Source organism: Rhodococcus sp. T2V, assembly GCF_029269925.1.
GTDB classification, from domain to species: Bacteria; Actinomycetota; Actinomycetes; order Mycobacteriales; family Mycobacteriaceae; genus Rhodococcus_F; species Rhodococcus_F koreensis.
In genome coordinates, this window is the sequence record NZ_JARJBD010000006.1 from 1 (window position 1) to 23,299 (window position 23,299).

23 protein-coding genes and 1 pseudogene are annotated in these 23,299 nt (G+C 68.3%); 13 read left to right on the top strand and 11 right to left on the bottom strand.

The window, feature by feature from the left end:
• The 4 genes from P3H15_RS07470 to P3H15_RS07485 form a co-directional block, all read left to right on the top strand.
• Positions 1 to 544 (top strand): SDR family NAD(P)-dependent oxidoreductase (locus P3H15_RS07470; RefSeq protein WP_276136635.1); only part of this gene is annotated, 544 nt, incomplete at its 5' end.
• Positions 545 to 554: 10 nt separating this feature from the next.
• Complete coding sequence (locus P3H15_RS07475) at positions 555 to 1,196, top strand: TetR/AcrR family transcriptional regulator (RefSeq protein WP_276136636.1); 642 nt, start codon at positions 555 to 557, stop codon at positions 1,194 to 1,196.
• Positions 1,197 to 1,220: 24 nt separating this feature from the next.
• Positions 1,221 to 2,204: a nitronate monooxygenase family protein gene (locus tag P3H15_RS07480; RefSeq protein ID WP_276136637.1), complete on the top strand. Its 984-nt coding sequence runs from the start codon at positions 1,221 to 1,223 to the stop codon at positions 2,202 to 2,204.
• Between the two features lie 16 nt (positions 2,205 to 2,220).
• Positions 2,221 to 3,372, top strand: a complete 1,152-nt coding sequence (locus P3H15_RS07485; protein ID WP_276136638.1) for an acyl-CoA dehydrogenase family protein — start codon at positions 2,221 to 2,223, stop codon at positions 3,370 to 3,372.
• Positions 3,373 to 3,440: 68 nt separating this feature from the next.
• Here P3H15_RS07485 and P3H15_RS07490 read toward each other — a convergent pair whose 3' ends face one another.
• Genes P3H15_RS07490 through P3H15_RS07500 form a run of 3 tightly spaced genes read right to left on the bottom strand, consistent with a single transcriptional unit; the run spans position 3,441 to position 5,723 of the window.
• Positions 3,441 to 4,418, bottom strand: a complete 978-nt coding sequence (locus tag P3H15_RS07490; protein ID WP_276136639.1) for a nitronate monooxygenase family protein — start codon at positions 4,416 to 4,418, stop codon at positions 3,441 to 3,443.
• 46 nt (positions 4,419 to 4,464) lie between these two features.
• Positions 4,465 to 4,869 (bottom strand): nuclear transport factor 2 family protein, encoded by a 405-nt coding sequence (locus tag P3H15_RS07495; RefSeq protein WP_276136640.1) that lies wholly within the window; start codon positions 4,867 to 4,869, stop codon positions 4,465 to 4,467.
• The gene (locus tag P3H15_RS07500) at positions 4,866 to 5,723 is read right to left on the bottom strand and encodes a crotonase/enoyl-CoA hydratase family protein (protein ID WP_276136641.1); all 858 of its coding nucleotides are present in this window, start codon (positions 5,721 to 5,723) and stop codon (positions 4,866 to 4,868) included. The genes P3H15_RS07495 and P3H15_RS07500 overlap by 4 nt, the downstream gene beginning before the upstream one ends.
• 109 nt (positions 5,724 to 5,832) lie before the next feature.
• Here P3H15_RS07500 and P3H15_RS07505 point away from each other — a divergent pair, with 109 nt between their 5' ends.
• The 4 genes from P3H15_RS07505 (at position 5,833) to P3H15_RS07520 (ending at position 9,262) form a co-directional block, all read left to right on the top strand.
• Positions 5,833 to 6,438 (top strand): TetR/AcrR family transcriptional regulator, encoded by a 606-nt coding sequence (locus P3H15_RS07505; protein WP_072949220.1) that lies wholly within the window; start codon positions 5,833 to 5,835, stop codon positions 6,436 to 6,438.
• A gap of 4 nt (positions 6,439 to 6,442) precedes the next feature.
• A complete protein-coding gene (locus P3H15_RS07510) occupies positions 6,443 to 7,444 on the top strand; it encodes a YihY/virulence factor BrkB family protein (RefSeq protein WP_276136642.1) in 1,002 nt (333 codons plus the stop codon).
• Positions 7,441 to 7,803: a PH domain-containing protein gene (locus P3H15_RS07515; RefSeq protein WP_072949217.1), complete on the top strand. Its 363-nt coding sequence runs from the start codon at positions 7,441 to 7,443 to the stop codon at positions 7,801 to 7,803. The genes P3H15_RS07510 and P3H15_RS07515 overlap by 4 nt, the downstream gene beginning before the upstream one ends.
• A 304-nt stretch (positions 7,804 to 8,107) precedes the next feature.
• Positions 8,108 to 9,262 (top strand): MFS transporter, encoded by a 1,155-nt coding sequence (locus tag P3H15_RS07520; protein ID WP_346348762.1) that lies wholly within the window; start codon positions 8,108 to 8,110, stop codon positions 9,260 to 9,262.
• 4 nt (positions 9,263 to 9,266) lie between these two features.
• On the opposite strand, the gene P3H15_RS07525 is transcribed toward P3H15_RS07520, so the two are convergent.
• Both P3H15_RS07525 and P3H15_RS07530 read right to left on the bottom strand, forming a co-directional pair.
• The gene (locus P3H15_RS07525; RefSeq protein ID WP_276136644.1) at positions 9,267 to 10,811 is read right to left on the bottom strand and encodes an acyl-CoA synthetase; all 1,545 of its coding nucleotides are present in this window, start codon (positions 10,809 to 10,811) and stop codon (positions 9,267 to 9,269) included.
• A gap of 48 nt (positions 10,812 to 10,859) precedes the next feature.
• Positions 10,860 to 12,173, bottom strand: a complete 1,314-nt coding sequence (locus tag P3H15_RS07530) for an MFS transporter (protein ID WP_276136645.1) — start codon at positions 12,171 to 12,173, stop codon at positions 10,860 to 10,862.
• Between the two features lie 216 nt (positions 12,174 to 12,389).
• Here P3H15_RS07530 and P3H15_RS07535 point away from each other — a divergent pair, with 216 nt between their 5' ends.
• The 5 genes from P3H15_RS07535 (at position 12,390) to P3H15_RS07555 (ending at position 18,513) form a co-directional block, all read left to right on the top strand.
• The gene (locus P3H15_RS07535; RefSeq protein ID WP_276136646.1) at positions 12,390 to 13,475 is read left to right on the top strand and encodes a phosphotransferase family protein; all 1,086 of its coding nucleotides are present in this window, start codon (positions 12,390 to 12,392) and stop codon (positions 13,473 to 13,475) included.
• Positions 13,476 to 13,510: 35 nt separating this feature from the next.
• Positions 13,511 to 14,740 (top strand): acyl-CoA dehydrogenase family protein, encoded by a 1,230-nt coding sequence (locus P3H15_RS07540; RefSeq protein ID WP_276136647.1) that lies wholly within the window; start codon positions 13,511 to 13,513, stop codon positions 14,738 to 14,740.
• Positions 14,737 to 16,311: an acyl-CoA synthetase gene (locus tag P3H15_RS07545; RefSeq protein WP_276136648.1), complete on the top strand. Its 1,575-nt coding sequence runs from the start codon at positions 14,737 to 14,739 to the stop codon at positions 16,309 to 16,311. Before P3H15_RS07540 ends, P3H15_RS07545 begins: the two co-directional genes overlap by 4 nt.
• Before the next feature lie 13 nt (positions 16,312 to 16,324).
• A complete protein-coding gene (locus P3H15_RS07550) occupies positions 16,325 to 17,674 on the top strand; it encodes an MFS transporter (protein WP_276136649.1) in 1,350 nt (449 codons plus the stop codon).
• Positions 17,675 to 17,739: 65 nt separating this feature from the next.
• Complete coding sequence (locus P3H15_RS07555; RefSeq protein WP_276136650.1) at positions 17,740 to 18,513, top strand: LuxR C-terminal-related transcriptional regulator; 774 nt, start codon at positions 17,740 to 17,742, stop codon at positions 18,511 to 18,513.
• Here P3H15_RS07555 and P3H15_RS07560 read toward each other — a convergent pair.
• The 6 genes and pseudogenes from P3H15_RS07560 to P3H15_RS07585 all read right to left on the bottom strand — a co-directional run bounded on the left by P3H15_RS07560 (position 18,503) and on the right by P3H15_RS07585 (position 23,264).
• Positions 18,503 to 18,847 (bottom strand): hypothetical protein, encoded by a 345-nt coding sequence (locus P3H15_RS07560; protein ID WP_276136651.1) that lies wholly within the window; start codon positions 18,845 to 18,847, stop codon positions 18,503 to 18,505. The genes P3H15_RS07555 and P3H15_RS07560 overlap by 11 nt on opposite strands.
• Positions 18,848 to 18,863: 16 nt before the next feature.
• Positions 18,864 to 19,445: pseudogene (locus P3H15_RS07565) on the bottom strand (GTP cyclohydrolase II); the annotation flags it as partial.
• Between the two features lie 47 nt (positions 19,446 to 19,492).
• Positions 19,493 to 20,023: a flavin reductase family protein gene (locus P3H15_RS07570; protein ID WP_276136652.1), complete on the bottom strand. Its 531-nt coding sequence runs from the start codon at positions 20,021 to 20,023 to the stop codon at positions 19,493 to 19,495.
• A 64-nt stretch (positions 20,024 to 20,087) separates the two neighbouring features.
• Positions 20,088 to 20,513 (bottom strand): SRPBCC family protein, encoded by a 426-nt coding sequence (locus P3H15_RS07575; RefSeq protein ID WP_276136653.1) that lies wholly within the window; start codon positions 20,511 to 20,513, stop codon positions 20,088 to 20,090.
• A 4-nt stretch (positions 20,514 to 20,517) separates the two neighbouring features.
• Positions 20,518 to 21,687 (bottom strand): LLM class flavin-dependent oxidoreductase, encoded by a 1,170-nt coding sequence (locus P3H15_RS07580; RefSeq protein WP_276136654.1) that lies wholly within the window; start codon positions 21,685 to 21,687, stop codon positions 20,518 to 20,520.
• A gap of 92 nt (positions 21,688 to 21,779) precedes the next feature.
• On the bottom strand, positions 21,780 to 23,264 hold the full coding sequence (locus tag P3H15_RS07585; RefSeq protein ID WP_276136655.1) for an adenylate/guanylate cyclase domain-containing protein: 1,485 nt from the start codon (positions 23,262 to 23,264) through the stop codon (positions 21,780 to 21,782).
• Between the last annotated feature and the right edge of the window lie 35 nt (positions 23,265 to 23,299).

Here is a 23,299-nt window from a genome sequence, read left to right on the forward strand (position 1 = left end):
GGAGTCGCTCGGACCGCTGCGGGTCGCCGTGAACTGCGCCGGCATCGGCAACGCCGTCAAGACCGTGAGCAAGAACGGCGCGTTCCCGCTCGCCGACTTCACCAAGGTCGTCACCGTCAACCTGATCGGCACGTTCAACGTGATCCGCCTTGCCGCCGAACGCATCTCGAAGAACGAGCCGATCGACGGCGAGCGCGGCGTCATCATCAACACCGCGTCCGTCGCCGCGTACGAGGGCCAGATCGGTCAGGCCGCGTACTCCGCGTCCAAGGGCGGCGTCGTCGGCATGACGCTGCCGATCGCCCGCGACCTCGCCTCGCTGCTGATCCGCGTCAACACGATCGCTCCCGGCCTGTTCAAGACGCCGCTGCTCGGATCCCTGCCGGAGGCTGCGCAGCAGTCGCTCGGTGGCCAGGTGCCGCACCCCTCGCGTCTCGGCGACCCGTCGGAGTACGGCGCCCTCGCCGCGCACATCGTGTCGAACCCGATGCTCAACGGTGAGACCATCCGTCTCGACGGCGCCATCCGCATGGCACCGCGCTGATCGGCGACCTGTGACTCTGCGCGAGGACGGGCCCGCCACCACCGAGACGGTGTACGCCGATTGGCGGACCTTCGAGGCCCTGACGCTGACGCCCATCCTCGAGCAGGCACTGGATCTGTTCAACGAGAACGGTTACCACGGCACGACGGTGCGGCAGATCGCCCGTCGTGTCGGGGTGACCGTCCCCGCCCTGTACTACCACCACGAGAGCAAGGAAGCCGTTCTCGTGGCCCTGTTCGAACTGCAGATGCGCGAACTGAACGAACGCGCCGAGGCAGCCGCCCGCGAGGCCGGCGACGACGTGCTGGCGCAATTCGCCAACGTCGTCGAGGCCATCGTCCTGTACATGACGTACCGGGTGCGGCACGTCTCCCTCGACACCGAGCTGCGGCACGTCTCCGCCGACAGCCGCAGTCGCTACGCCGCGACCCGCAAGCGGCTCGAACTGATGATGGTCGACCTCGTCGCCGACGGCGTCGCCCGCGCCGTGTTCCACAGCGGCGACGTCCCCGAGACCGTGCGCGCTCTCCTCGGGATGTTCCAGTCGATTCCGCGGTGGTATCAGCTCGGCGGAGCACTGACTCCCGAGCAGGTCGCCGGCCGCTACGTCGACATCGCTCTCCACACCGTCGGGTATCTACCCGCTCACTGACCGTTTCCCCAGAGGAGCCGTGCCATGCTCTCCACCGCATTCACCAAGACCTTCGGCGTCCGCCACCCGATCGTGCAGGGCGGCATGCAGTGGGTCGGTCGCGCCGAACTCGTCGCCGCCGTCGCCAACGCCGGCGCGCTGGGTCTGCTCACCGCACTGACCCAGCCGACCCCGGACGACCTCGCCAAGGAGATCGCCCGCACCCGCGAACTCACCGACCAGCCCTTCGGCGTGAACCTGACGATCCTGCCGGCGATCACGCCGCCGCCGTACGAGGAGTACCGGCAGGTCATCATCGAGTCCGGCATCAAGATCGTCGAGACGGCCGGCTCCAACCCCGCGCCGCACCTGCCCGACTTCCACGCCGCGGGCGTGAAGGTGCTGCACAAGTGCACCAGCGTGCGGCACGCGATCAAGGCCCAGGACAGCGGTGTCGACGGCATCAGCATCGACGGCTTCGAGTGCGCCGGCCACCCCGGCGAGGACGACATCCCCGGGCTCGTGCTCATCGCGGCCGCCGCCGAACAGATCACCATCCCGATGGTCGCGTCGGGCGGATTCGCCGACGGGCGTGGGCTGGTCGCGGCCCTCGCGCTCGGCGCCGACGGGATCAACATGGGCACCCGCTTCATGTGCACCGCCGAATCGCCGATCCACCAGAACATCAAGGAAGCGATCGTCGCCGCCAAGGAGACCGACACCGAGTTGATCTTCCGTCCGCTGCGGAACACCGCCCGCGTCGCGAGCAACACCGTGAGCCGGGAGGTCGTCGAGATCCTCGACCGCGGAGGCAAATTCGAGGACGTCCGGGAACTCGTCGCCGGCGCGCGCGGGCGCACCGTGTTCGAGAACGGCGACCCTGAGGCGGGCATCTGGACCGCAGGCACCGTCCAGGGCATCATCCACGACATCCCGACCGCCGGTGAACTCGTCGAACGCATCGTCGACGAGGCGGAGGCGCTGATCGCGGAACGCCTCGCCGGCCTGTCGGTCCCCGTCAGCGCCTGATCGTAGGAGAGAAGTCATGCAGCGCACCATCTTCGAGAAGGATCACGAGGCGTACCGGGAGACGGTGCGCGAGTTCCTCGCCCGCGAGATCGAACCGAACTACGAACGGTGGGAAGCCGACCGGCTGATCGACCGCTCGGCGTGGCTGGCCGCCGGAAAGTCGGGGATCGTCGGTCTCGCCGTGCCGGAGGAGTTCGGCGGCTCCGGTGTCACCGACTTCCGATTCCGGTACGTCGTCGCCGAGGAGATCGCCCGCACCGCGACGACGTCGTTCGGTTCGGGGCTGGCGCTACAGGACGACATCGCCATCCCGTACATCGCGAATCTCGGCACGGACGAGCAGAAGCAGCGGTGGCTGCCCGGCATGGCCGCGGGCGAACTGATCGGCGCGATCGCGATGACCGAGCCGGGCACCGGAAGCGACCTGCAGGGCATCAAGACCACCGCGGTGCGCGACGGCGACGACTGGGTGATCAACGGCCAGAAGACGTTCATCACCAACGGTATTCACTCCGACATCGTCATCGTCGTCGCCCGCACCGACCCGAACGCCGGCTCCAAGGGTTTCTCACTCCTGGTCGTGGAACGGGGCATGCCAGGCTTCAGCCGGGGCCGCAAACTGCACAAGGTCGGACTGGCCGGTCAGGACACCGCCGAACTTGTGTTCGAGGACGTGCGGGTGCCCGCGGCGAACCTGCTCGGCACCGAAGGTCGGGGCTTTGTCCACCTCATGGAAAACCTTCCCCTCGAACGGATTTCGATCGCGGTCAACGCGATCACCGCCGCGAAGGCCGCCTATCGGTGGACCCGCGACTACGTGTTCGAGCGCAAGGCGTTCGGCAAGCCGATCGGGGATCTGCAGAACACCCGGTTCGCGCTCGCCGAGATGCTCACCGAGATCGAGGTGACCGAATCCCACATCGACCGGTGCGTCCTCGCCCTGAACGCAGGCGAACTCACCGCCGTCGACGCGGCGAAGGGCAAATGGTGGGCCAGTGAACTGCAGAAGCGCGTCGTCGACCGCTGCGTCCAGCTGCACGGCGGCTACGGCTACATGATGGAGTACCCCATCGGCCGCGCCTACGTCGACAGCCGGATCCAGACGATCTACGGCGGAACCACCGAGATCATGAAGGAAATCATCGGTCGCGACATCGCTTCCGGGTAGGCGGCTCCGCCGCCCGTGCGTGGTTGACGAGTCTCTGGACTCCTTAACCGCGCACGGGCGCGTAGCGCCTACCCCAGGCGGGCCCTCGCGTCGGCATACTCACGGCTGAGGCGTTCGACGATCTGTGCCGCCGGGACGACGGCGTCGACGGCGCCGATTCCTTGCCCGGCGCCCCAGATGTCGCGCCAAGGCTTGGCTTCGGACTTCGTGGCGGTGTCGGCGTCCTCGCCGACGCCGAAGTTCATGGCGGAGGGGTCGGAGACGGCGAGGTTGTTCGGGTCGAGTCCGGCGGCTTCGATGCTGCCGCGCAGGTAGTTGCCGTGTACGCCGGTGAACAGGTTGGAGTAGACGATGTCGGAGGCGGTGGAGTCGACGATCATCTGCTTGTAGCCCTGATCGGCGTTGGCCTCTTCGGTGGCGATGAATGCGGAGCCGACGTAGGCGAGGTCGGCGCCGGCGGCCTGGGCGGCGAGGACGGAGCGGCCGTGGGCGATGGAGCCGGACAGCAGGAGCGGTCCGTCGAACCATTCGCGGATCTCCTGGATCAGGGCGAACGGTGAGAGGGTGCCTGCGTGTCCGCCGGCGCCGGCGGCGACGGCGATGAGGCCGTCGGCGCCCTTCTCCACGGCCTTCTTGGCGAACGTGTTGTTGATGACGTCGTGGAGGACGATGCCGCCGTAGCTGTGGATGGCGTCGTTGACGTCGGCGCGGGCGCCGAGGGACGTGATGACGATCGGGACCTCGAATTCGACGATGGTGGCGAGGTCTTCGTCGAGGCGGTCGTTGCTCTTGTGGACGATCAGGTTGACCGCGTACGGGGCCGAGGGCGTCTCGGGGTTGTTGGCGTCGTGCTTGGCGAGTTCCTCGGTGATGCGGGTGAGCCATTCGCGCAGCACGGGCTGCGGGCGGGCGTTGAGGGAGGGGAAGGATCCGACGACGCCGGAGGTGGATTGGGCGATCACCAGGTCGGGACCGGAGACGATGAACATCGGCGACGCCACCACGGGCAGGCGGAGCCGGTCTTGCAGAATTGGGGGCAGGCTCATGAATTTCTCCTTCATGCAGTGATGAGTGATGCAGTGGTGCAGGGTTTTACGACTGGGACAGCTGGGCGGCCATCAGCGGGATGAGCGCCTGCAGGCCCTTCACGGGGCGGACCATCACCTTGAACGACGTGATCTGGTCACGGTCGTTCCAGTGGATCAGGTCGATGCCGTTGACGTGGATGCCGTCGAGTTCGGTGGCGAATTCCAGGACCGCGGAACGGTCGCCGTACCACTCCTCGACGTACCGGAAGCCGGTGCCGTCGAAGACGGTCAGGGCGGCGCCGAGGTAGGCCAGGACCTTCGGCTTCCCCTCCTGCGGAGTGAATACCGCGGGGGAGGAGAACACGGCGTCGTCCGCGACCAGGGCGTCGAGGGAGGCGAGGTCGCGGTGTTCGACGACGTGGTGCCAGCGGTCGACGACGCCGGGCCGGGCCGGCTGTGCGGCGGTCATCCGTGGAACGCCGGGGTCGGAAGGTCTTCACCGAACACGTCCGGCAGGTCGTCGCGGACGCTGTCGGGAAACACGGCGGGCCGCTTCTCGAGGAACGCGGAGATGCCCTCCCGCGCGTCCGGCCCGACGCCGCGGATGTTGATGCCGCGGGTTTCGACGCGGTGCGCGATCATCGGATGCTCGGCGCCGAGCGCCCGCCACATCATCTGGCGGGACAGCGCCACGGACACCGGGGCAGAGTGCTCGGTGAGGCTCCGGGCCAGCGCGTAGGCCTCGTCGAGCAGGGACTCGCGCGGGTACAGCTTGTACACGAGGCCGGCGTCGTGGGCCTCCGTGGCGGGGAACACCCGGCCGGAGTACACCCAGTCCAGGGCCGTCTGCAGCGGGACGAGGCGCGGGAGGAACCACGTCGAGCAGGACTCGGGGACGATGCCGCGGCGGTTGAAGACGAATCCGATGCGGGCGTCGTCGGCGGCGAGACGGAAGTCGGCGGCGAGGGTCATCGTGATGCCGACGCCCACGGCGGGCCCGTTGATCGCCGCGATGATCGGCTTGCGGGATTCGAACATCCGGAGCACCACCCGGCCGCCGCCGTCACGGCGGGCGTCGGCGCCCTCGTCCTCGTCCTGCCAGTGGTCGAACGTGGCGGCACCGGCCGACAGGTCGGCGCCCGCGCAGAACGCTCGTCCGGCTCCGGTGAGCACGATCGCCCGGACCGTGTCATCCGCATCGAGCTGGTCGTATACGGCGATCAGCTCGTTCTCCATCGTGGTGGTGAATGCGTTGAGCTGGTCGGGCCGGTTCAGGGTGATCGTCGCGATGCCGTCGGCGACGGCGAGTCCGATGTGATCCATCGCACCAGCATGACATCGCTACCGAACGATCGCTAGAGCGGAATCTGTGACGGGACCCACTACGCTGGTGTGGTCGTGTGACGATCGGAGCGGGGACGGAGTACCAGGGATGTGCGCTGCAAAGGTGGCCGCTACGAGCACGGGAACCGGGCGGCAGGTGATCCTCGATTCCGCGGTCGCCAACATGAACGAACGCGGCTATCACGGCACGTCCATGCGCGACATCGCGCGCGGCGCCGACATCACCGTCGCGTCGATCTACCACCACTTCGCGTCGAAGCAGGAGATCCTGCAGGACATCATGGTGCGCGCACTGCACGACGCTATCGCGATGACCCGCGGCGCGCTGCTGCGTTCGGGCGGCGCCCCCGCCGACCAGTTGCAGGCCCTGATGCGGGCGTGGGTCATGTTCCACACCACCCGGCAGCGGGACGCGATGGTCGGTGCCACCGAGATCCGCAGCCTCGACGACCCGGGCCGCCGACTCGTCGTGGCCCTCCGCGACGAACAGGAGCACCTCTTCCGCGACGTCATCGAGCGTGGTGTCGAGGAGGGCGACTTCGCGACCGAATACCCGCGGGACGCGGTTCGCGGCATCATCAACATGGGGCAGTCGGTCTGCACGTGGTGGCACGCCGACGGTCCCCTGAAACCCGAAGAACTCGCCGAACGCTACGCCGACCTCGCCCTCGCGATGGTGAAACCGGCTGTCTGATCGCATGAAATTCGCCCGAAGACTCGACGCCCTCCAGCAGCGATATCCGGCGATGGGTTTCCCGATCGCCGTCGCGTACAAATTCCTCGACGATCAGGGCGTGTACCTCGCGGCGTTGATCGCCTACTACGGGTTCATCTCGCTGTTTCCCCTCCTGCTGCTGCTGTCCACGGTGCTCGGGTTCGTGCTGTCCGGGCATCCCGAACTGCAGCAGGACATCATCGACTCGGCGCTCAGCCAGTTCCCCGTCATCGGAGCCGACCTGGCCGACCCGCACCGGATCGGCGGCGGAGTGACCGGCCTGGTGATCGGACTGGTCGGAGCCCTCTACGGCGGCCTCGGCGTGGCGCTGGCCTGCCAGAACGCCATGAACACGGCCTGGTCGGTTCCGCGCAACATGCGCCCCGACCCGATCCGCGGCCGGCTGCGGGGTCTGCTGCTGCTCGGCACGATCGGGCTCGCAATCCTGGGGACGGCCGCGGTCGCCGGGATCGGTGCCGCAACGCACCTGTCCGGTTCGTTCACGGTGCTGCTGACGCTCGCCGCGATCGCGATCAACTCGGTGATCTTCGTCCTCGCGTTCCGGCTCGCCACCGCCCGCCCGCTGTCCGTCTCCGACGTGGCCCCCGGTGCTGTCGCGGCGGCCGTGTTGTGGCAGGTGCTGCAGTCGTTCGGTGTGTACTACGTGAGCAAGGTGGTGAGCACCGCGTCCGTGACGAACGGGGTGTTCGCCGTCGTGCTGGGCCTGCTGGCGTTCCTCTTCCTCGCCGCCGCGGCCGTCGTCGTGTGCGTGGAGATCAACGTCGTCCGCGTGGACAGGCTGCATCCGCGGGCGCTGCTCGTGCCGTTCACCGACAAGGCGGAACTCGCGGACGGCGACAAACGGACGTTCACCGACCAGGCGAAGGCGCAACGCGCGGTCCCGCGTCAGGGAATCCACGTCACCTTCGACGAACTTTCTGGGACGATGGACGAGTCCGCACCGACGTCGAAGGAGGAGCCGTGACCGATCCGATCTTCGACAAGTCGGAACAGCTGAAACAGGTCCAGCAGGGGATTCTGCCCGGCGAGACGATCATCGCCGTGTACGACTGCATCGGCGCGGGCACCGGCTTCCTCGCGATCACGAACCTGCGCGTCGTGATCCAGGACAAGAGCTTCGTCGGCAAGCGCACCGCGATCACGTCCATCCCGTACAAGAACATCCGGTCGGTCTCGTTTCTCAGCAACAAGTCGTGGGCCGGCCAGTTCTTTTCCTCGAGCAGCATCGCCGTCGACGTCGCCGACACCACGTACGAGGCCGACTTCCGTGGCATGGACAAGGCCCACCACGTCCACACGGTGATCCTGCAGCACATCACGTGACGTAGATCGCTCCGGTCCGGTGCGCCGGGCCCACGTCTCACCTGCGGGCCCGGTGAGTGGAATCACGCCCGCGCCAATTGTTAATTCGCTTGCGGCCTCGCCCATACTGGTACGAGCCGGATTGCCACCATCTCGGCCCGGTTCATCCTCAGGCGAGTCCACTGGACGTGCTCGCCGATCCTACGATCAGCCCGACGGGAGTCTTGCTGCCATGACGCCGCCTGCAGTTCACCTCACCGAACCTGCGGTCACCGCTCGTCCGTCTCTGCGTCCGCGGATTCCGTCACCGAGTCGGCGGGGCGCGATGCTCGCGCTTGCCCTCGGCGGGTTCGGCATCGGCACAACGGAATTCGCGTCCATGGGCCTGTTGCCGGCAATGGCTTCCGCGACCGGGGTGTCGGAGCCGGTGGCCGGGCACTTCGTGTCCGCATACGCGCTCGGTGTCGTCGTCGGGGCGCCCGTCATCGCGGCACTGGCCGCCCGCGTGGAGCGGCGCACGCTGCTCATCGCGTTGATGGGCACGTTCGTGATCGGCAATCTCGCGACCGCGCTCGCCCCCGGATACGAAACGCTCATCGCCGCCCGATTCCTCGCCGGGTTGCCGCACGGCGCGTACTTCGGCGTCGCGGCGCTCGTCGCCGCGCACCTCGCGGAACCGGGCAAGCGGGCCAAGGCGGTCGCGACCGTGATGATGGGTCTGTCCGTCGCCAACGTGATCGGGGTGCCCGCGACGGCGTTCTTCGGCCAGATCCTCGGCTGGCGGTCGGCGTTCGCGTTCGTGGTGCTCATCGGAATCGTGACGCTGGTGGCGCTGGCGCGTCTCGTCCCGCCGCTGGCCGGGGTGCACGTGAGCAACCCGGTGGCCGAACTCGGGGCGCTGCGCCGGGGACAGGTGTGGATGACGCTGATCTTCGCGACGGTCGGGTTCGGTGGCTCGTTCGCGGTGTACACGTACATCAGTTCGACGCTCACCGATGTGTCCGGGCTGCCGCACTCGATGGTGCCGGTGGCGTTGATGCTGTTCGGTTCGGGGATGATCCTCGGCAACGTCGTGGGTGGGCGCGTCGCCGACAACGCGGTGGTGCCCGGGCTGTTCGGGTGCATGATCGCCCTGATCTGCGTCCTCGCCCTGTTCGTCGTCGCCGCGCGCAATCCGGTGACGGCGCTGATCGTGCTGTTCTTCATCGGCATGGCGGTGACGTCGATCTTCCCGGCCGTTCAGGCGCGGCTGATGGACGCGGCGGGTGACGCGAAGACGCTCGCGTCGACGCTGATCCACGGCGCGTTCAACCTGGCCAATGCGGGTGGTGCGTGGATCGGTGGGGTCGTGATCGCCGCCGGTTACGGCTACACCGCCCCGGCCGCCGTCGGCGCCCTGCTCGGCGTCGCCGGACTGATCGTCCTCGCGATCGCCGTCCTCCTCGACCGCCGGCGCCGGCCGGAACCGGTCGCCGGCTGACGGTTCAGGCGTGCACCCCGGCGGCGTAGCGATCTCGTAGCGTGCCCTTGACGAGCTTCCCCGTGGGGGTGCGGGGGAGGTCGTCGCTGAAGACGAGGTTCCGGGGGACCTTGAACCGGGCGAGCCGTCCCCGCACGTGGTCGAGGAGTGCGCCGGCCAGCACGTCGTCCCCGGTCACCCCCGGAACGGTCTGGACGACGGCCAGCACCGATTCGCCCATCTCCTGGTCCGGGATCCCGATCACCGCGACGTCGAGGACGGCGGGATGTTCGGTGAGGGTGTTCTCGATCTCCTGCGGATAGATGTTGACGCCGCCGGAGATGATCATGAACGACTTCCGGTCGGTGAGGAACAGATACCCGTCCTCGTCGAGATAGCCGACGTCGCCGGTGGTGGTCCACGTCGGGTGCTGCGGGTGCTGGGCGTCGCGCGTCTTCTCGGGGGCGTTGTGATATTCGAACGGCAGGGTGTCCCGCTCGAAGTAGAGGGTGCCCACCTCACAAGGTGCGAGGTCGGCACCGTCGTCGCCGCAGATGTGGGCGACGCCGAGCGCGGCGCGGCCGACCGTGCCGGGCCTGCGGAGCCATTCCTCCGAGTTCACCAGGGTCATGCCGTTGAGTTCGGTGGACGAGTAGTACTCCGACAGGATCGGCCCCCACCAGTCGATCATCTGTCGCTTCACGTCCACCGGGCACGGGGCGGCGGCGTGCACGGCGACGCGCAGGCTGGACACGTCGTACCTCTCCCGGGTCTCCGCGGGCAGCTTCAGCATGCGGACGAACATCGTGGGCACCCACTGGCTGTAGGTGACGCGGTACTGCTCGATGTACGCGAGCGCCTTCTCGGCGTCGAAGCGGTCCATCACGACGACGGTGCCGCCGAGGGCCTGCACCGACGCGCAGGTGCGGAGCGGCGCGGCGTGGTACAGCGGGGCGGGTGACAGGTAGACGGTGTCGGGCGTGACTCCCCACACCGTCGCGTTCATCCCGGTCATGGTGTCGCCCGGGTCCTGGATCTGCCGTGCCGGCAACTCCGGTTTGATGCCCTTCGGGCGGCCGGTGGTGCCGGAGGAGTACAGCATGTCCGCCCCGCGCGGCTGGTCGGGCAGCGGAACGTCGGACTCCGCGGCCGCGGCCTCGTCGAGGGAGGCGTAGCCGGGAATCGTTCCCCCGAACGCCAATCGGTGCTCGACACCGGGGGTGAGGGCGGGAAGGTCACCGGCGACCACGTCGAGTGCTGCGTCGACGATCAGCGCCCTGGCGCCGCAATCGTCGACGACGTACGCGATCTCCGGTGGCGTGAGATGCCAGTTCACCATGGTGAGGTAGAGCCCGGAACGCATGGCGGCCCAGTAGATGTCGAAGATGGCGGGGGTGTTCGTGGCCAGAACCGCGACGTGATCCCCGCGGCGCAGGCCGAGGGCGTGCAGGTGGCGGGCGATGCGGACCGAGCGGGACTCGAGTTCGGCAAAGGTGACCGTCTGCCCGGTGCCGGCCATGATCACGGCCGGCTTGTCGGATGTGGTGGCAGCATGAGCGCCGGGGTACATGGTTACTCCAATTCGTGGTGGATCTCGAGTGGTGAATCCGCCTCGGTGTCAGCCGAGTTGCTCCTGCGCGACCTTGGACCGGCGTGCCACGCCGGCCACCGAGATCAGTCCGATCACCGCCGCCACGATCACGAAGACGGCGGGGGAGAGGATGTTTCCGGTCTTCTCCACGAGCCAGACGGCGACGAAGGGGGCGGTGCCACCGGCGATGACGACACCGAGGTTCCAGCCCATCGCGACACCGGTGAAGCGGACGTCCTTGTCGAACAGCAGCGGCATGAGCGTGTACGAGCCGACCTGGGCTCCGATGGTGTTGACCATGATCAGCAGATAGGCGATCGCGGCAATCCACAGGCTGTGGTGCATGACGGCCATGGCGGGGTAGGTGACGATCGCGAATCCGGCGAAGCTGATCACGGTGAACCGCAACCGTCCGATGCGGTCGGCGAGGATGCCGCCGAGCGGCATCGCGAGCGCGACGACGCCGATGACCGCGGTCGCGATCCAGTAGACCGGGGTGCGTTCGTAGCCGAGGCTCTTCATCAGATGGATGCTCATGTAGGTGAGGCCGATGTACGCGGTTCCGTTGCACGCCACACTGATTCCGACCGACTGCAGGAGAGCGAGCGGCTGACGCCGGAAGACGGCGACGACGGGCGCCTGGGCCGGGCCGGAATCGGCGTCCTCGCCGTGGGTTTCCTCGACCCGGGTGCGGGCCCACAGGCAGAGCAGCGTCAGCGGCAACGCGAGCAGGAACGGCACCCGCCATCCCCAGCTCTCGAGTTGCACGTCGGTGGTGAACGCCGACACCGTGCCCGCGACCGCAGCGGCCATCGCGAACCCCATCGTGGAGCCGAGCGGGGTGAACGCGCCGTAGGTGGCCTTGAGATGCCGCGGCGCCGATTCGGAGATGAACGTGGCCGAGCCGCCGACCTCGCCGCCGGCCGAGAATCCCTGGATCATCCGGACGACAACGAGCAGCACCGTGGCCCAGATCCCGGCCTGCGCGTGGGTGGGCAGGAATCCCATCGCCATGCTGCCGAGGCCCATGCAGACGAGCGTCGCGAGGAGGGCCTTCTTCCGCCCGAACCGGTCACCGATGTGCCCGAACACGATGCCGCCGAGCGGGCGCATGAGGTAGGCGGTGCCGAACACGGCGAGTGCCGACAGCAGCGCGGCGGCAGGGTCACTGCTGGGGAAGAACAGCGGGGCCATCACGATCGCGAGATAGCCGTACAGGCTGAAGTCGTAGTACTCGATGAGGGTGCCCACGCCGCCTGCGATCGCGGCGCGGCGCGCTCGGACGCGGTCTTCGGCCCGCCACTCGGTGGTGGCAGCAGTCCCGGTCAACTGGTCCGTCATGGGTGTCCTGACCTTTCGAGGCGGATGAGACGTGCATCACTTCCGGTGGATCATGCCAACTGAACGATCGCTTGGCAAGCGCTTCGATCTCCGGTTTCGTCGCATGTTCTTTGCTGTATATGCGGATATTGACTTCTGGCGCCCGTTCGGCTGATGATGGGAACTGGCCGAACGAGCGTTTGGCTGAACATCGAAGGACTGGAAAGGACGCAGCGGATGACGACGTCCCACGCCGAAGCGGACACCCACGAGGGCCGGGAGGATTCGGCAGGCGTCGACCTCACCGCCCTCGCCCACTACCTCGACGGCGCGCTCGACGGCGGCGTGAGCGGCGACCTCGCCGTCTCGCTCATCAGCGGCGGCCGATCGAACCCCACCTACCGGGTCGCCGACGCCGACCGGACGTGGGTCCTGCGGCGGCCCCCGTACGGGCACGTCCTGCCGAGCGCCCACGACATGAAACGCGAGTTCACCGTGATCCGGGGGCTGGCCGGAACCGCCGTCCCGGTTCCCGACGCGGTGCTGCTGTGCGAGGACGCGGACGTGCTCGGAGCGTCGTTCTACCTCATGGAACTGGTGGACGGCATGCCCGTCGGGACGGTCGAGCAGGCGTCCGCACTCACTCCCGGCGAGCGCCACCGGCTCGGACTGGACCTGGCCGACACCCTCGCCGCACTCCACGACGTCGACCCGGACGCGGTCGGGCTCGGCTCGTTCGGACGCCCCGACGGCTACCTGGAACGCCAACTCGACCGGTGGTCCCGGCAATGGGAGGCCTCGCGCGCCGCCGATCGCCCCGAAGTGGCCGTGCTGCTCGACAAGCTGCGCCGCGCGCTGCCCACCTCGCACTTCCCGGGCATCGTCCACGGCGACGTCAAACTCGACAACGTGCTCGCGTCCCGCGGCGACGCCGGGAAGATCGTCGCCGTCCTGGACTGGGAAATGGCCACCCTCGGCGACACCCTCGCCGACGTCGGGATCATGCTGAGCTTCTGGGACCAGCCCGGAGCGGTCGACAACCCGGTGACCAAGGGTCTCGCCCGACTCGACGGATTCCCCACCCGCACCGAACTTCTCGACCGTTACGCCGGCCGGCGCGGCATCGAGATCCCCGACATCGACTGGTACACGGTGTTCGCCGACTTCAAGATCGCCGTCATCCTCGAGGGCATCCACGCCCGGCACGCGCAGGGCGACACCGTCGGTGGGGGTTTCGACGACGTCGGCGACATGGTCGGCCCGCTGTTGCAGCGCGCGCTCGACCTCGCCGCGGCGTCGCCCGTGTCCGAGCTTCGCCGCTGACCGCGGCATCACCGATACAGATTGGAGCCACGGAAGTGGAATTCGAGTACAGCCCGAAAGTCGTGGAACTGCAGGCGAAGCTGACGAAGTTCCTGCAGGAGCGGGTGCTGCCCGCCGAGGCGATCGCCGAGGAACAGCTCGCGTCCAAACCGGACCACTGGGGTGCGCCGCCGATCGTGGCCGACCTGAAGGCCGCCGCCAAACGCGAGGGCCTGTGGAACCTCTTCCTCCCCGCCCGCGAGGGCGCGGGCCTGACCAACCTCGAGTACGCGCCGCTCGCCGAACTCACCGGCTGGAGCCCGCTGATCGCCCCCGAGGCGGTCAACTGCAATCCGCCGGACACCGGCAACATGGAACTGCTACACCTCTACGGCACCGACGAGCAGAAGCGGCAATGGCTCGCCCCGCTGCTCGACGGCGAATTCCGGTCGTGCTTCTCGATGACCGAACCGGACGTCGCGAGCTCGGACGCCAACAACGTCCGCCTCGAGATCGCCGACGACGGCGACAACTGGGTGCTGACCGGACGCAAGTGGTGGTCCACCGCAGCCCTGCGCGACGACTGCCGGGTGGCCATGGTCATGGGCGTCACCGACCCCGACGCCCCGATCGGCAACCGGCACAGCATCGTTCTCGTCCCGATCGACACACCCGGCCTGACCATCGTCCGGTCCACCACCGTGCTCGGCTTCACCGACCGCCACGAGGGCGGCCACGGCGAGGTCGTCTTCGACAAGGTCCGCGTCCCCAAGGCGAACCTCCTCGGTCCGCGCGGCAAGGGCTTCGCCGTCGCGCAGGCCCGGCTCGGTCCGGGGCGCATCCACCACTGCATGCGACTGATCGGGATGGCCGAACGGGCCATCGCGCTGATGACCGAACGCGCCCGCACCCGCGTCGCGTTCGGCAAACCCCTCGCGGACGAGGGCGTCGTGCAGGCGACCGTCGCGGACGCCCGCATCCACCTCGACGCCGCCCGGCTGCTGGTGCTGCGGGCCGCCTGGCGGATGGACGTCGAGGGCACCAAGGCGGCCCGCCACGACATCGCCGCCGCCAAGGTGATGGTCCCGCTGACCGTCAAGCGGATCGTCGACGACGCGATGCAGATCTTCGGTGGCGCCGGGCTGTCGCAGGACACGATCCTGCCGGTGCTGTACGCGCAGGCCCGGTTCCTGCAGATCGCCGACGGCCCCGACCAGGTGCATCGCCGCTCGCTCGCCCGCGCCGAGTTCGCCGCCACCCCGGTATTGAAAGAAGTCCGCGGGTGACCGAGGACAGGACGCGCGCCCGGCAGCAGAGCATCGGCGACATTCCACGGCGTTCCGCGGCGCGTTTCCCGGACAAGCTCGCCGTGGTGCACCGCGACGTCCGGCTCACGTTCGCCGAATTCGACGCCGTGATCGACCGGGTCGCGGCGGCCCTGCACGCCGAGGGGCTGACGCGGGGCGACCGGCTGGCGTTGCTGTCGCACAACTGCTGGCAGTACCCGGTGCTGAACTTCGCGACCGCCCGGCTCGGGGTGGTCCTCGTCCCGATCAACTTCATGCTCACCGGCGGGGAGATCGGGTACATCCTCGACGACTGCGCCGCCGACGCGTTCGTCGTCGAGGACGCGCTGGTGCCCGTCGCGGAGACGGCCCTCGCGGAGTCGAAGGGAAGCGTCCGGGTGCGGGCGGCGATCCCGCTGGCCGGGGCGGGGGTTCCGGACGGGTGGGTCTCGATGGCCGGTTGGGCGGACGGCGAATTCGCCTCGCCGCCGGAGGTGTTCGTGGCGGACGACGACGTCGTCCGCATCATGTACACGTCGGGCACCGAATCACGGCCGAAAGGCGCGATGCTCACCAGCCGGTCGCTGATGTGGCAGTACATCAGTTGCATCGTCACCGGCGGCATGAGCAGCGACGACGTGGAGGTGCACGCCCTGCCGCTGTACCACTGCGCCCAGCTCGACAACTTCCTCAGCACCGACATCTACCTCGGCGCGACGAGCATCATCGTCGACGGACCCGACCCCCGGGCGCTGCTGCGCACCATCGAGACCGAGCGGGTGACCAACCTGTTCTGCCCGCCGACGGTGTGGATCTCGCTGCTGCAGTCGCCGGAGTTCGAGAACACCGACCTGCGGTCGCTGCGCAAGGGCTACTACGGGGCGTCGCCACTGCCGCTGGAGATCCTGCGGGAGATGAACCGCCGATTGCCGGGCATCCGGTTGTGGAACTTCTACGGACAGACGGAAATGGCGTCGCTCGCGACGGCTCTCGGTCCGGAAGATCAAGAGACACGCGGTGGTTCGGCGGGGAAGCCCGCCCTCAACGTGGAGACGCGGATCGTGGACGACCGCAACCTGCCGCTGCCTGCGGGCGAGGTCGGCGAGATCGTGCACCGCAGCCCCCACGCCACCGTCGGCTACCTTGGGCAACCCGAGAAGACCGCGGAAGCGTACGCCGGTGGCTGGTTCCACTCCGGCGACCTCGGCTACCTCGACGAGGACGGGTACCTGTGGGTGGTCGACCGCAAGAAGGACATGATCAAGACCGGCGGCGAGAACGTCGCCACCCGCGAGGTCGAGGAAACGCTGTACGAACTCGACGGCGTCGGTGAGGCCGCCGTGTTCGCGGTGCCGCACCCCCGGTGGATCGAAGCGGTCGCCGCCGTCGTGGTTCCGTCCGCCGGCGTCGAACTCGACGAGAAGGACGTCGTCGAGCACTGCCGCGCCCGGCTCGCCGGCTACAAGGTGCCCAAGTACGTGATCGTCGCCGACTCCCTACCGAAGAACCCGAGCGGCAAGATCCTCAAGCGCGTCCTCCGAGACACTTTCGGTTCCATTGCCCAAGACTGAGCAGGAGACCCCCATGCCCACCGCCTCGCATGCGGTCCCGCCGAAGCCGCGCGCGGCCCGCGCGTCCTTCGCCGCCGCCATCTCGACGTCGCTCGAGTGGTACGACTTCTTCATCTACGCCACCGCGGCTGCCCTCGTCTTCAACACCACTTTCTTCGCGACCGACAGCCAGGTCGTCGCCGCGCTCAATTCATTCGCCACCGTGGCGGTCGGGTTCATCGCCCGGCCCGTCGGCGGCGTGCTCGCCGGCCACTTCGGCGACAAGGTCGGCCGCAAACCCGTTCTCGTCGCCGCCATCGTGATGATGGCCGTCGCCACCTCACTGATCGGTCTCGTGCCCAACACCCAGCTCGTCTGGCTCGCACCCACGATTCTCGTGACCCTGCGGATCTGCCAGGGCCTCGCTGTCGGGGCGCAGTGGGGCGGCGCCGTCCTCCTCGCCACCGAAAACGCCCCCGCGGGACGTCGCGGGTTCTACGGCAGCTTCGCGCAACTCGGCGTGCCCATCGGCGTCGTCCTCGGAAACGTCGTCTTCCTCGTCATCACAGCGGCATTCGACTCCGAGTCGTTCCTCGCCTGGGCGTGGCGCATCCCGTTCTGGATCAGCCTCGTGATGCTCCCGGTCGCGTTCCTCATCCACCGCTACCTGGAGGAGACACCCGAGTTCCAGGAGCTGTCGAAGAAGCTGGCCGAGGCGCCGGCGGCACGGAAGTCGCCGATCCTGCAGGTGCTGCGCAAGAACCCCGGCACCGTCCTCACCGCCGCCGGAGCGAACGCCATCGGCGTCATCTTCTTCTACACGATGATCACCGGCTCCGTGCAGTTCGCCACCACGTACCTCGGGATCGAGCGATCCACCGTCCTCGGGTTCATCCTCGCCGCCTGCGTCCTGATGATTCCGCTGGTCCCGTTCGCCGGATACCTCTCCGACCTCTACGGCCGGAAGCTGATCTTCGGCATCGGCACCGCCGGGATGCTGCTGTGGGGAATTCCGATGTGGCTGATGATCGGACACTCGAGCCAGGGCGAACTGTGGCCGTTCGCGCTGGCCGTCTTCGGCGCCGTGATCGTCATGTCGTTCCAGACCGGAACGCAGGGAACGCTGTTCGCGGAACTGTTCCCGCCCGAGATCCGATTCTCCGGAGCATCTCTCGGCTATCAGATCTCCGCCATCATCGGTGGCTTCTCGCCGATGGTCATGGTGCTGCTCATCAACGGCGACGCCTCCAACGCGTGGCGGGTCGGGGCCTTCCTCGCCGGCGCCGGAACCATCGGGCTGCTGTGCCTCGTCGCGATCGTCCGGAAGTACTCGTCGCCGGACGTCCAGCAGTCGGCTGCCCGGCGGTCCACCGTCGCAGCGTGAGGTGACGTGAGTGGCAAAATGTGGTCGGGCACGCTTTGCCACTCACCTGGGGATCGGAGGCGAACATGGGTACCGGATCCTGGAGGGACGTGCTGTCCCGCTCGCAGATGCACGGCATCCTCGAGGTCCTCGAATCGTGCTGCGACGTCGACGACCCCGCCGACTACAAACGGACCGTCGTGGAATCCATCGCGACGGTGTTCCGGGTCCGTGATGTCACGTTCTTCTTCGGGCCGACATTCGCCGACATCTTCGCCGACCCCGCACCGCTATTGACAGGTGCCGCCTCCCCGCTGCTGCACGAGTATCACGCCCGCTGGCGGGACAAGGACATCTTCGCGCTCCCCGAGGCGCGCCGCTCGCTGACCGATACCGGGTTCATTTCCCTGGACCACCTGCATGCGCTGCCCGCGCCGCAACGCTCCTACGTCGAGGACTACCTGCACCCGCACGGGATGGGAACGGCGTCGGCGCTGCACCTCCGGTTCGCGGACGGTGAAGCGCTGGTCGGGATGTTCGACCGCGAACGACGCTGGGATGCGAGTGAGTCCCTGGCAGTGCAGGTTCTCGCCCGGCAACTCCGCGCCCAGGGACGGTCGATGCAGCTGGCGGGGGACGACAGCACCGTCGATCAACTGAGCAGCCTGACCCCGCGCCAGATGCAGGTGGCCGAATTGGTGAGCGACGGCCTGAGCAACAACGAGATCGCCGAGGTGCTCTCGCTGTCCGAATTCACCGTCAAGAAGTATGTGAGCCGGATCTTCGAATCCACCGGCCTGAAGAACCGGGCGTCACTGACCGCGTGCGTGCTCCGGCGAGGCCGGCGACCTACGGTGTGAGCGGCGAATATGCGATGACGGTCAGCCCGTGGGGTGACCGCAGCACCACGCGGCACTCGTGATCGCCGACGGTCGGTTCGCCCACATCCCATCCTGCGTCCCGTGCGAGCGTCGCGGCCGCGGCGACGTCGTGCGTCTTCCCCAGCAGGCACCAGGGCGGCACGTCCGTCTCGTCGGACAGGCACAGGGTCGTGAACTTCGCCCACGCCCGCCCGTCGCTGAACCCGGCGGGGCCGAGGACCTCGGTGAGGTCGTCGAATGTCTCTGCCCAGTGCGCGGTGGAATGCATCACCGACAGCTTCTCGAATACGTGACTCAGCGGGACGCGTTCCATGGTTTCTCCTGACGTGTCAGTGGTGGGTGACGAGATGGGCGTGGGTGAGGTTGTGGCCGAGCCGATCCCGCTTCGTTGCGAGGTACCGGGTGTTGTGATCGTTCGGCGCGATCTCGAGCGGCGTGGTGCCCGCGACGGTGATGCCGGCCGCGGTGAGTCCCGCGGCCTTGGCCGGGTTGTTGCTGAGCAGATCGATCCGGTCGACGCGCAGGTCGCGGAGGATGGCCGCGGCGTCGGCGTAGTCGCGGGCGTCGACGGGCAACCCGAGTCGCAGGTTGGCGTCGACGGTGTCGAGGCCCAACCGGTCCTGGAGTCGGTACGCGGCGATCTTCGCGGCCAACCCGATGCCGCGGCCTTCGTGTCCCCGTAGGTACAGCAGCACCCCGGCGCCGGCGTCGGCGATACGCTCCAGCGCTGCGGACAGTTGCGGGCCGCAGTCGCAGCGCCGCGATCCGAGGACGTCGCCGGTGAGGCACTCGCTGTGGACGCGGGTCAGGGCGGTGCCGACGGTCGGGTCGCCGAACACCATGGCCAAATGCTCGATCCCGGTGGCCGAGCGGTAGGCGATCGCGGTGAACGCGCCGTGATCGGTGGGGACGACCGCGTCGGCGCAGCGGACGACGCAGGGGATCGGTTCTACCGCAGTCACGCCGGGCTCGCGGGGGTGAGCTGGTGGAAGGTGGACGTGTAGAAGAGCAGCGGGTCGGGGGTGTCGGTGGCGCCGAGTTCGACGACCCGGCCGACGACGAGATCGTGGTCGCCGACAGCCTGGACGAGGTCGATGTGGCAGTCGATCCAGGCGTGCGCGCCGGCGAGGCGGGGAGACCCGGTGGTGGCGGGGGTCCAGTCGATTCCGCGGAATTTGTCGGCGCCGCTGCGGGCGAAGGTGCGGCCCAGTTCGTGCTGGTCAGCGGCGAGGATGTTGGCGCAGAACCGGCCGGAGGCGGCCACCTTGGGGAAGGTGGTCGAGCCCCGGCCGACGAAGAATGCGACGAGGGCGGGGTCGAGGGAGACGGAGCTGAAGGAACCGACGGTCAGTCCGACGGGATCGCCGGTGTCGTCGAGGGCGGTGACGGCGACGACGCCGGTGCAGAATTTTCCGAGGACGGTGCGGTAGACGTCCCGGATGTGTTCGGGGGTCGTGGCGGTGATGTGCGGTGAGGTGGGGGTTCGCATCGGTACCTTCTTCGGTGCTGAATGTTCGGAGTCCGCCGGACGAAAGGCGGACTCCGAACGAGGTCTATCCGCGGACGGACGGATTCGAGACGAGGATCGCCAACTCGTCGAGCGCAGCGCGATAGATCGATTCGATCGCCGTCGCCAGCTCCGACTCGACCTTCGCCGAGTCGGCGGCGAACGTCGCGGCCCACTCCACGGTGCAGGACTCCGCGGACGTGCCGAGCACGGAGATGGTGGACCGGTAGTGCGTCAACGGCAATGGGCCGGCGATGTACTCGTAGGTGTACCGGCGTGCGCTGTCACTGTGCTCGGCGATCCGCTCACGGGCGGGCTGACCGTCGGCGAAGACGATGTGACGGATGTCCTGCTCCATCCGGGCGGCCGCCACCGACGGAATCCATTCGGCGACGGTTCCCGGGTCGCCGACGCGGGCCCAGATCGTGTCGGCGCCGACGGGGAACTGCTTCTGAATGCTGATCTCGGCCATCGCCCTACACCCGTCCCAGCTCGGCCTCGTACTTCTTCGTCATGTGCGCGACGGCCTTCCGGTGCTCGTCCGCCTGCCCCTCCCGCACGCGGCGGGCCCGCTCGTCCGCGTCGAGCAGTGGCTGCGCCTGGCCCTGGAAGAACGGCATGACGTCCTGGGCGAACAGCTCGTACGACCGCGCGGTGGCCTGCGGGTTGGCCCAATCATGGCCCTGCAGAAGGAGAGTGCCGAAACCGCCCGACTGATCGACGAGACGCTGGACCTGTGCGCGGGCCTCCTCCGCGGTGCCGATGACGCCGATGCCGGAGTTGTTGATGAAGTCGATCATCTCGCGCTTGTTCTCGCCCTCGACCGCCATCTGCGGGAACGCGGCAACGTGCTGCAGGTACTTGAACCAGTGTTCGATGCCGTGCTCGACGTCGCGGTAGGCCTGTTCCCGGGTTTCGGCGATGTGGAAGGGGCCCACCAGCCGCCACTTCGAGCGATCGACGTCCTCGCTCCGGCCCGCGAGCGTCGCGAATTCCTCGAGCATTCCCCAATGATGTTGCAGGGCACTGAATCCGTCCGCGGTCAGTGTCGCGGCGATCGACAGCAGCCCGATACCGTGGTGGCCGGCCAGTCGCGCTCCCGTCGGGGAGGCGATCGCGGCGACGACGACGTCGAACAGGGGAGACGAGTACGGCGCCATCTGAATGCACGCGTCGACGAGAGTGTGGGTTCGCGTCTTCGCGCTCACCGTCTCGCCCCGCAGCAGGCGCATGATGATGTCGGTGTTCTCCGCGAGCAGTTCGCGGGTGTCGATCTGCGACAGACCGAGCATCGCCGCATCGGTCGGCAGGGATCCGGGACCGAGGCCGAACAGGACGCGGCCGTGGGTCAGGTGGTCGAGCATCACCATCCGCTCCGCCGCCCACAGCGGATTGTGGTACGACACCGACGTCACGCCGGTTCCCAGCTTGATGCGACTGGTCCGTTCGCCGGCGGCGGCGATCATGATCTCCGGGGACGCGTAGATCTCTGAGCCGGCCGAATGGTGTTCCCCGAACCAGGCCTCGTCGTAGCCCAGCTTCTCGAGCAACTGGACCAACTCGAGGTCGCGCTGCAGCAACAGCGTCGGGTTCTGACCCGGTGTGTGGATCGGCGCCAGAAACGTTCCGAACTTCAGCCTGCTCATGATCACTCCTGTGTGACGGGGGCAACAGTGAGTGAAACGCTATGGCCGCGAGTACATCGCGTGTAGTCCTCGAAAGGAGACACTTCGCCGGATCAGCGGGACAGCTTGCGTTGCCTCGCATAGGCCAGGCCGACGAGCGCGCGCAGCGCCTGCGGTGCCCGCTTCGCGGTCCGCAGGACGGCCTGGTCGATCATGCTCAGCTTCGGTGCCAGTCGCGGGACGGTCCGGGGCGCGTGGTCGGCGTCGGTGAGGGAGTAGAGCGGCCACCGGCCCGGCACGCCCTTCAGTTCGTGTTCGCCCACGTCGGCGAACCGCAGGCCCGACCCCACCACGAGGTCGCGGACGGTCCGCGACACCAGCACCTCCCCGGCTCCGGCCGCGGAACCGATGCGCGCGCCGACGTGGACGGTCATCCCGCTGACGTCGGGTCCGTTCCGCTCGACCTGTCCGGTGTGCACGCCGGCCCGTACCTCGAGGCCGAGTTCGCGGGCGCCGTCGACGACCCCCCGCGCACACCGGACCGCGGCGACGGGGCCGTCGAAGATGCTGAACGTGCCGTCGCCGGCCACGTTGAGGAGACGTCCGCCCGCGTTCTCCACCGCGTCGCGGACCTGCCGTTCGTGGGTGGCGCGCAGTTCGCGGTAGGCGGCGTCGCCGATCCGGGCGAGCATCTCCGTCGACCCGACGACGTCGGTGAACAGCACGGACGCGACAAACCGGCCGGCGTCCGGTGTCGGGTGCCCGCCTGTGGCGAGTTGCTCGACGTGATCGATGATCGGCACCCACGCCTCACCGAGTGATGCGCCGGCCGGTGCAGGCGGCAGCAGGTGGAAGGTGGCGCGGGGAATGTGATCGGCGACGTACTGCGCGACAGCCGCGGGAACGGGACTGCCCGCGACGATCACGATCCGGGCCGGGCACTGGATCGACGGCAGAATGTCCGAGTAGTCGAGGCGGAAGATCCACTCCAGGTGGGCGCGCGCGACGGCCGGCGATGCGGAGTTCCGCTCGAGCATCGCCATCAGCCGCCGGTTGAACGGGGAATCCTCACGGGGATCCCACAGCGGCACGGTCGCGCCCGACCCCCACGACTCCGCGGCCTCGCGCCATGCGGAGACGAAGTTCTCCCGTTCGGTGGCCGTCCAGCCGTCCGGGTCGTGGTCGCCGCCGATCAGCCGCTCGGCGAACGGCTGGATCAGCACCACCCCGGTGACCCGTTCCGGCGACCGCGCCGCGACCAGCGCCACGGCACCGCTCGCGCTGGCCACACCCACCAGCAGTGCCTCCCGCATCCCGATCTCGTCCATCACCGCGACGAGGTCGTCGGCCTGCTCCTCGAGCGTCGGCAGGTGGTCGACCGGTTCGGACAGTCCCAGCCCCCGCTGCTGGAAATACGCGGTGCGGGCGAACGTGCTGCCGCGTTCCATGAGGTAGTGGATCTGCGGGTCGGTCCACATGAGGTCGAGATGCATGTTGATCTCGAACAGCCACACGACGTCCAGCGCGCCGCCGCCCACCACCTGATACGCCAGCGCGTGTCCGTCCCGCTGGATGTACTGGACGACCGGTGGGTCCATTTTCCCAGCGTAAACGCATGTGAGCGGCAAAGTGT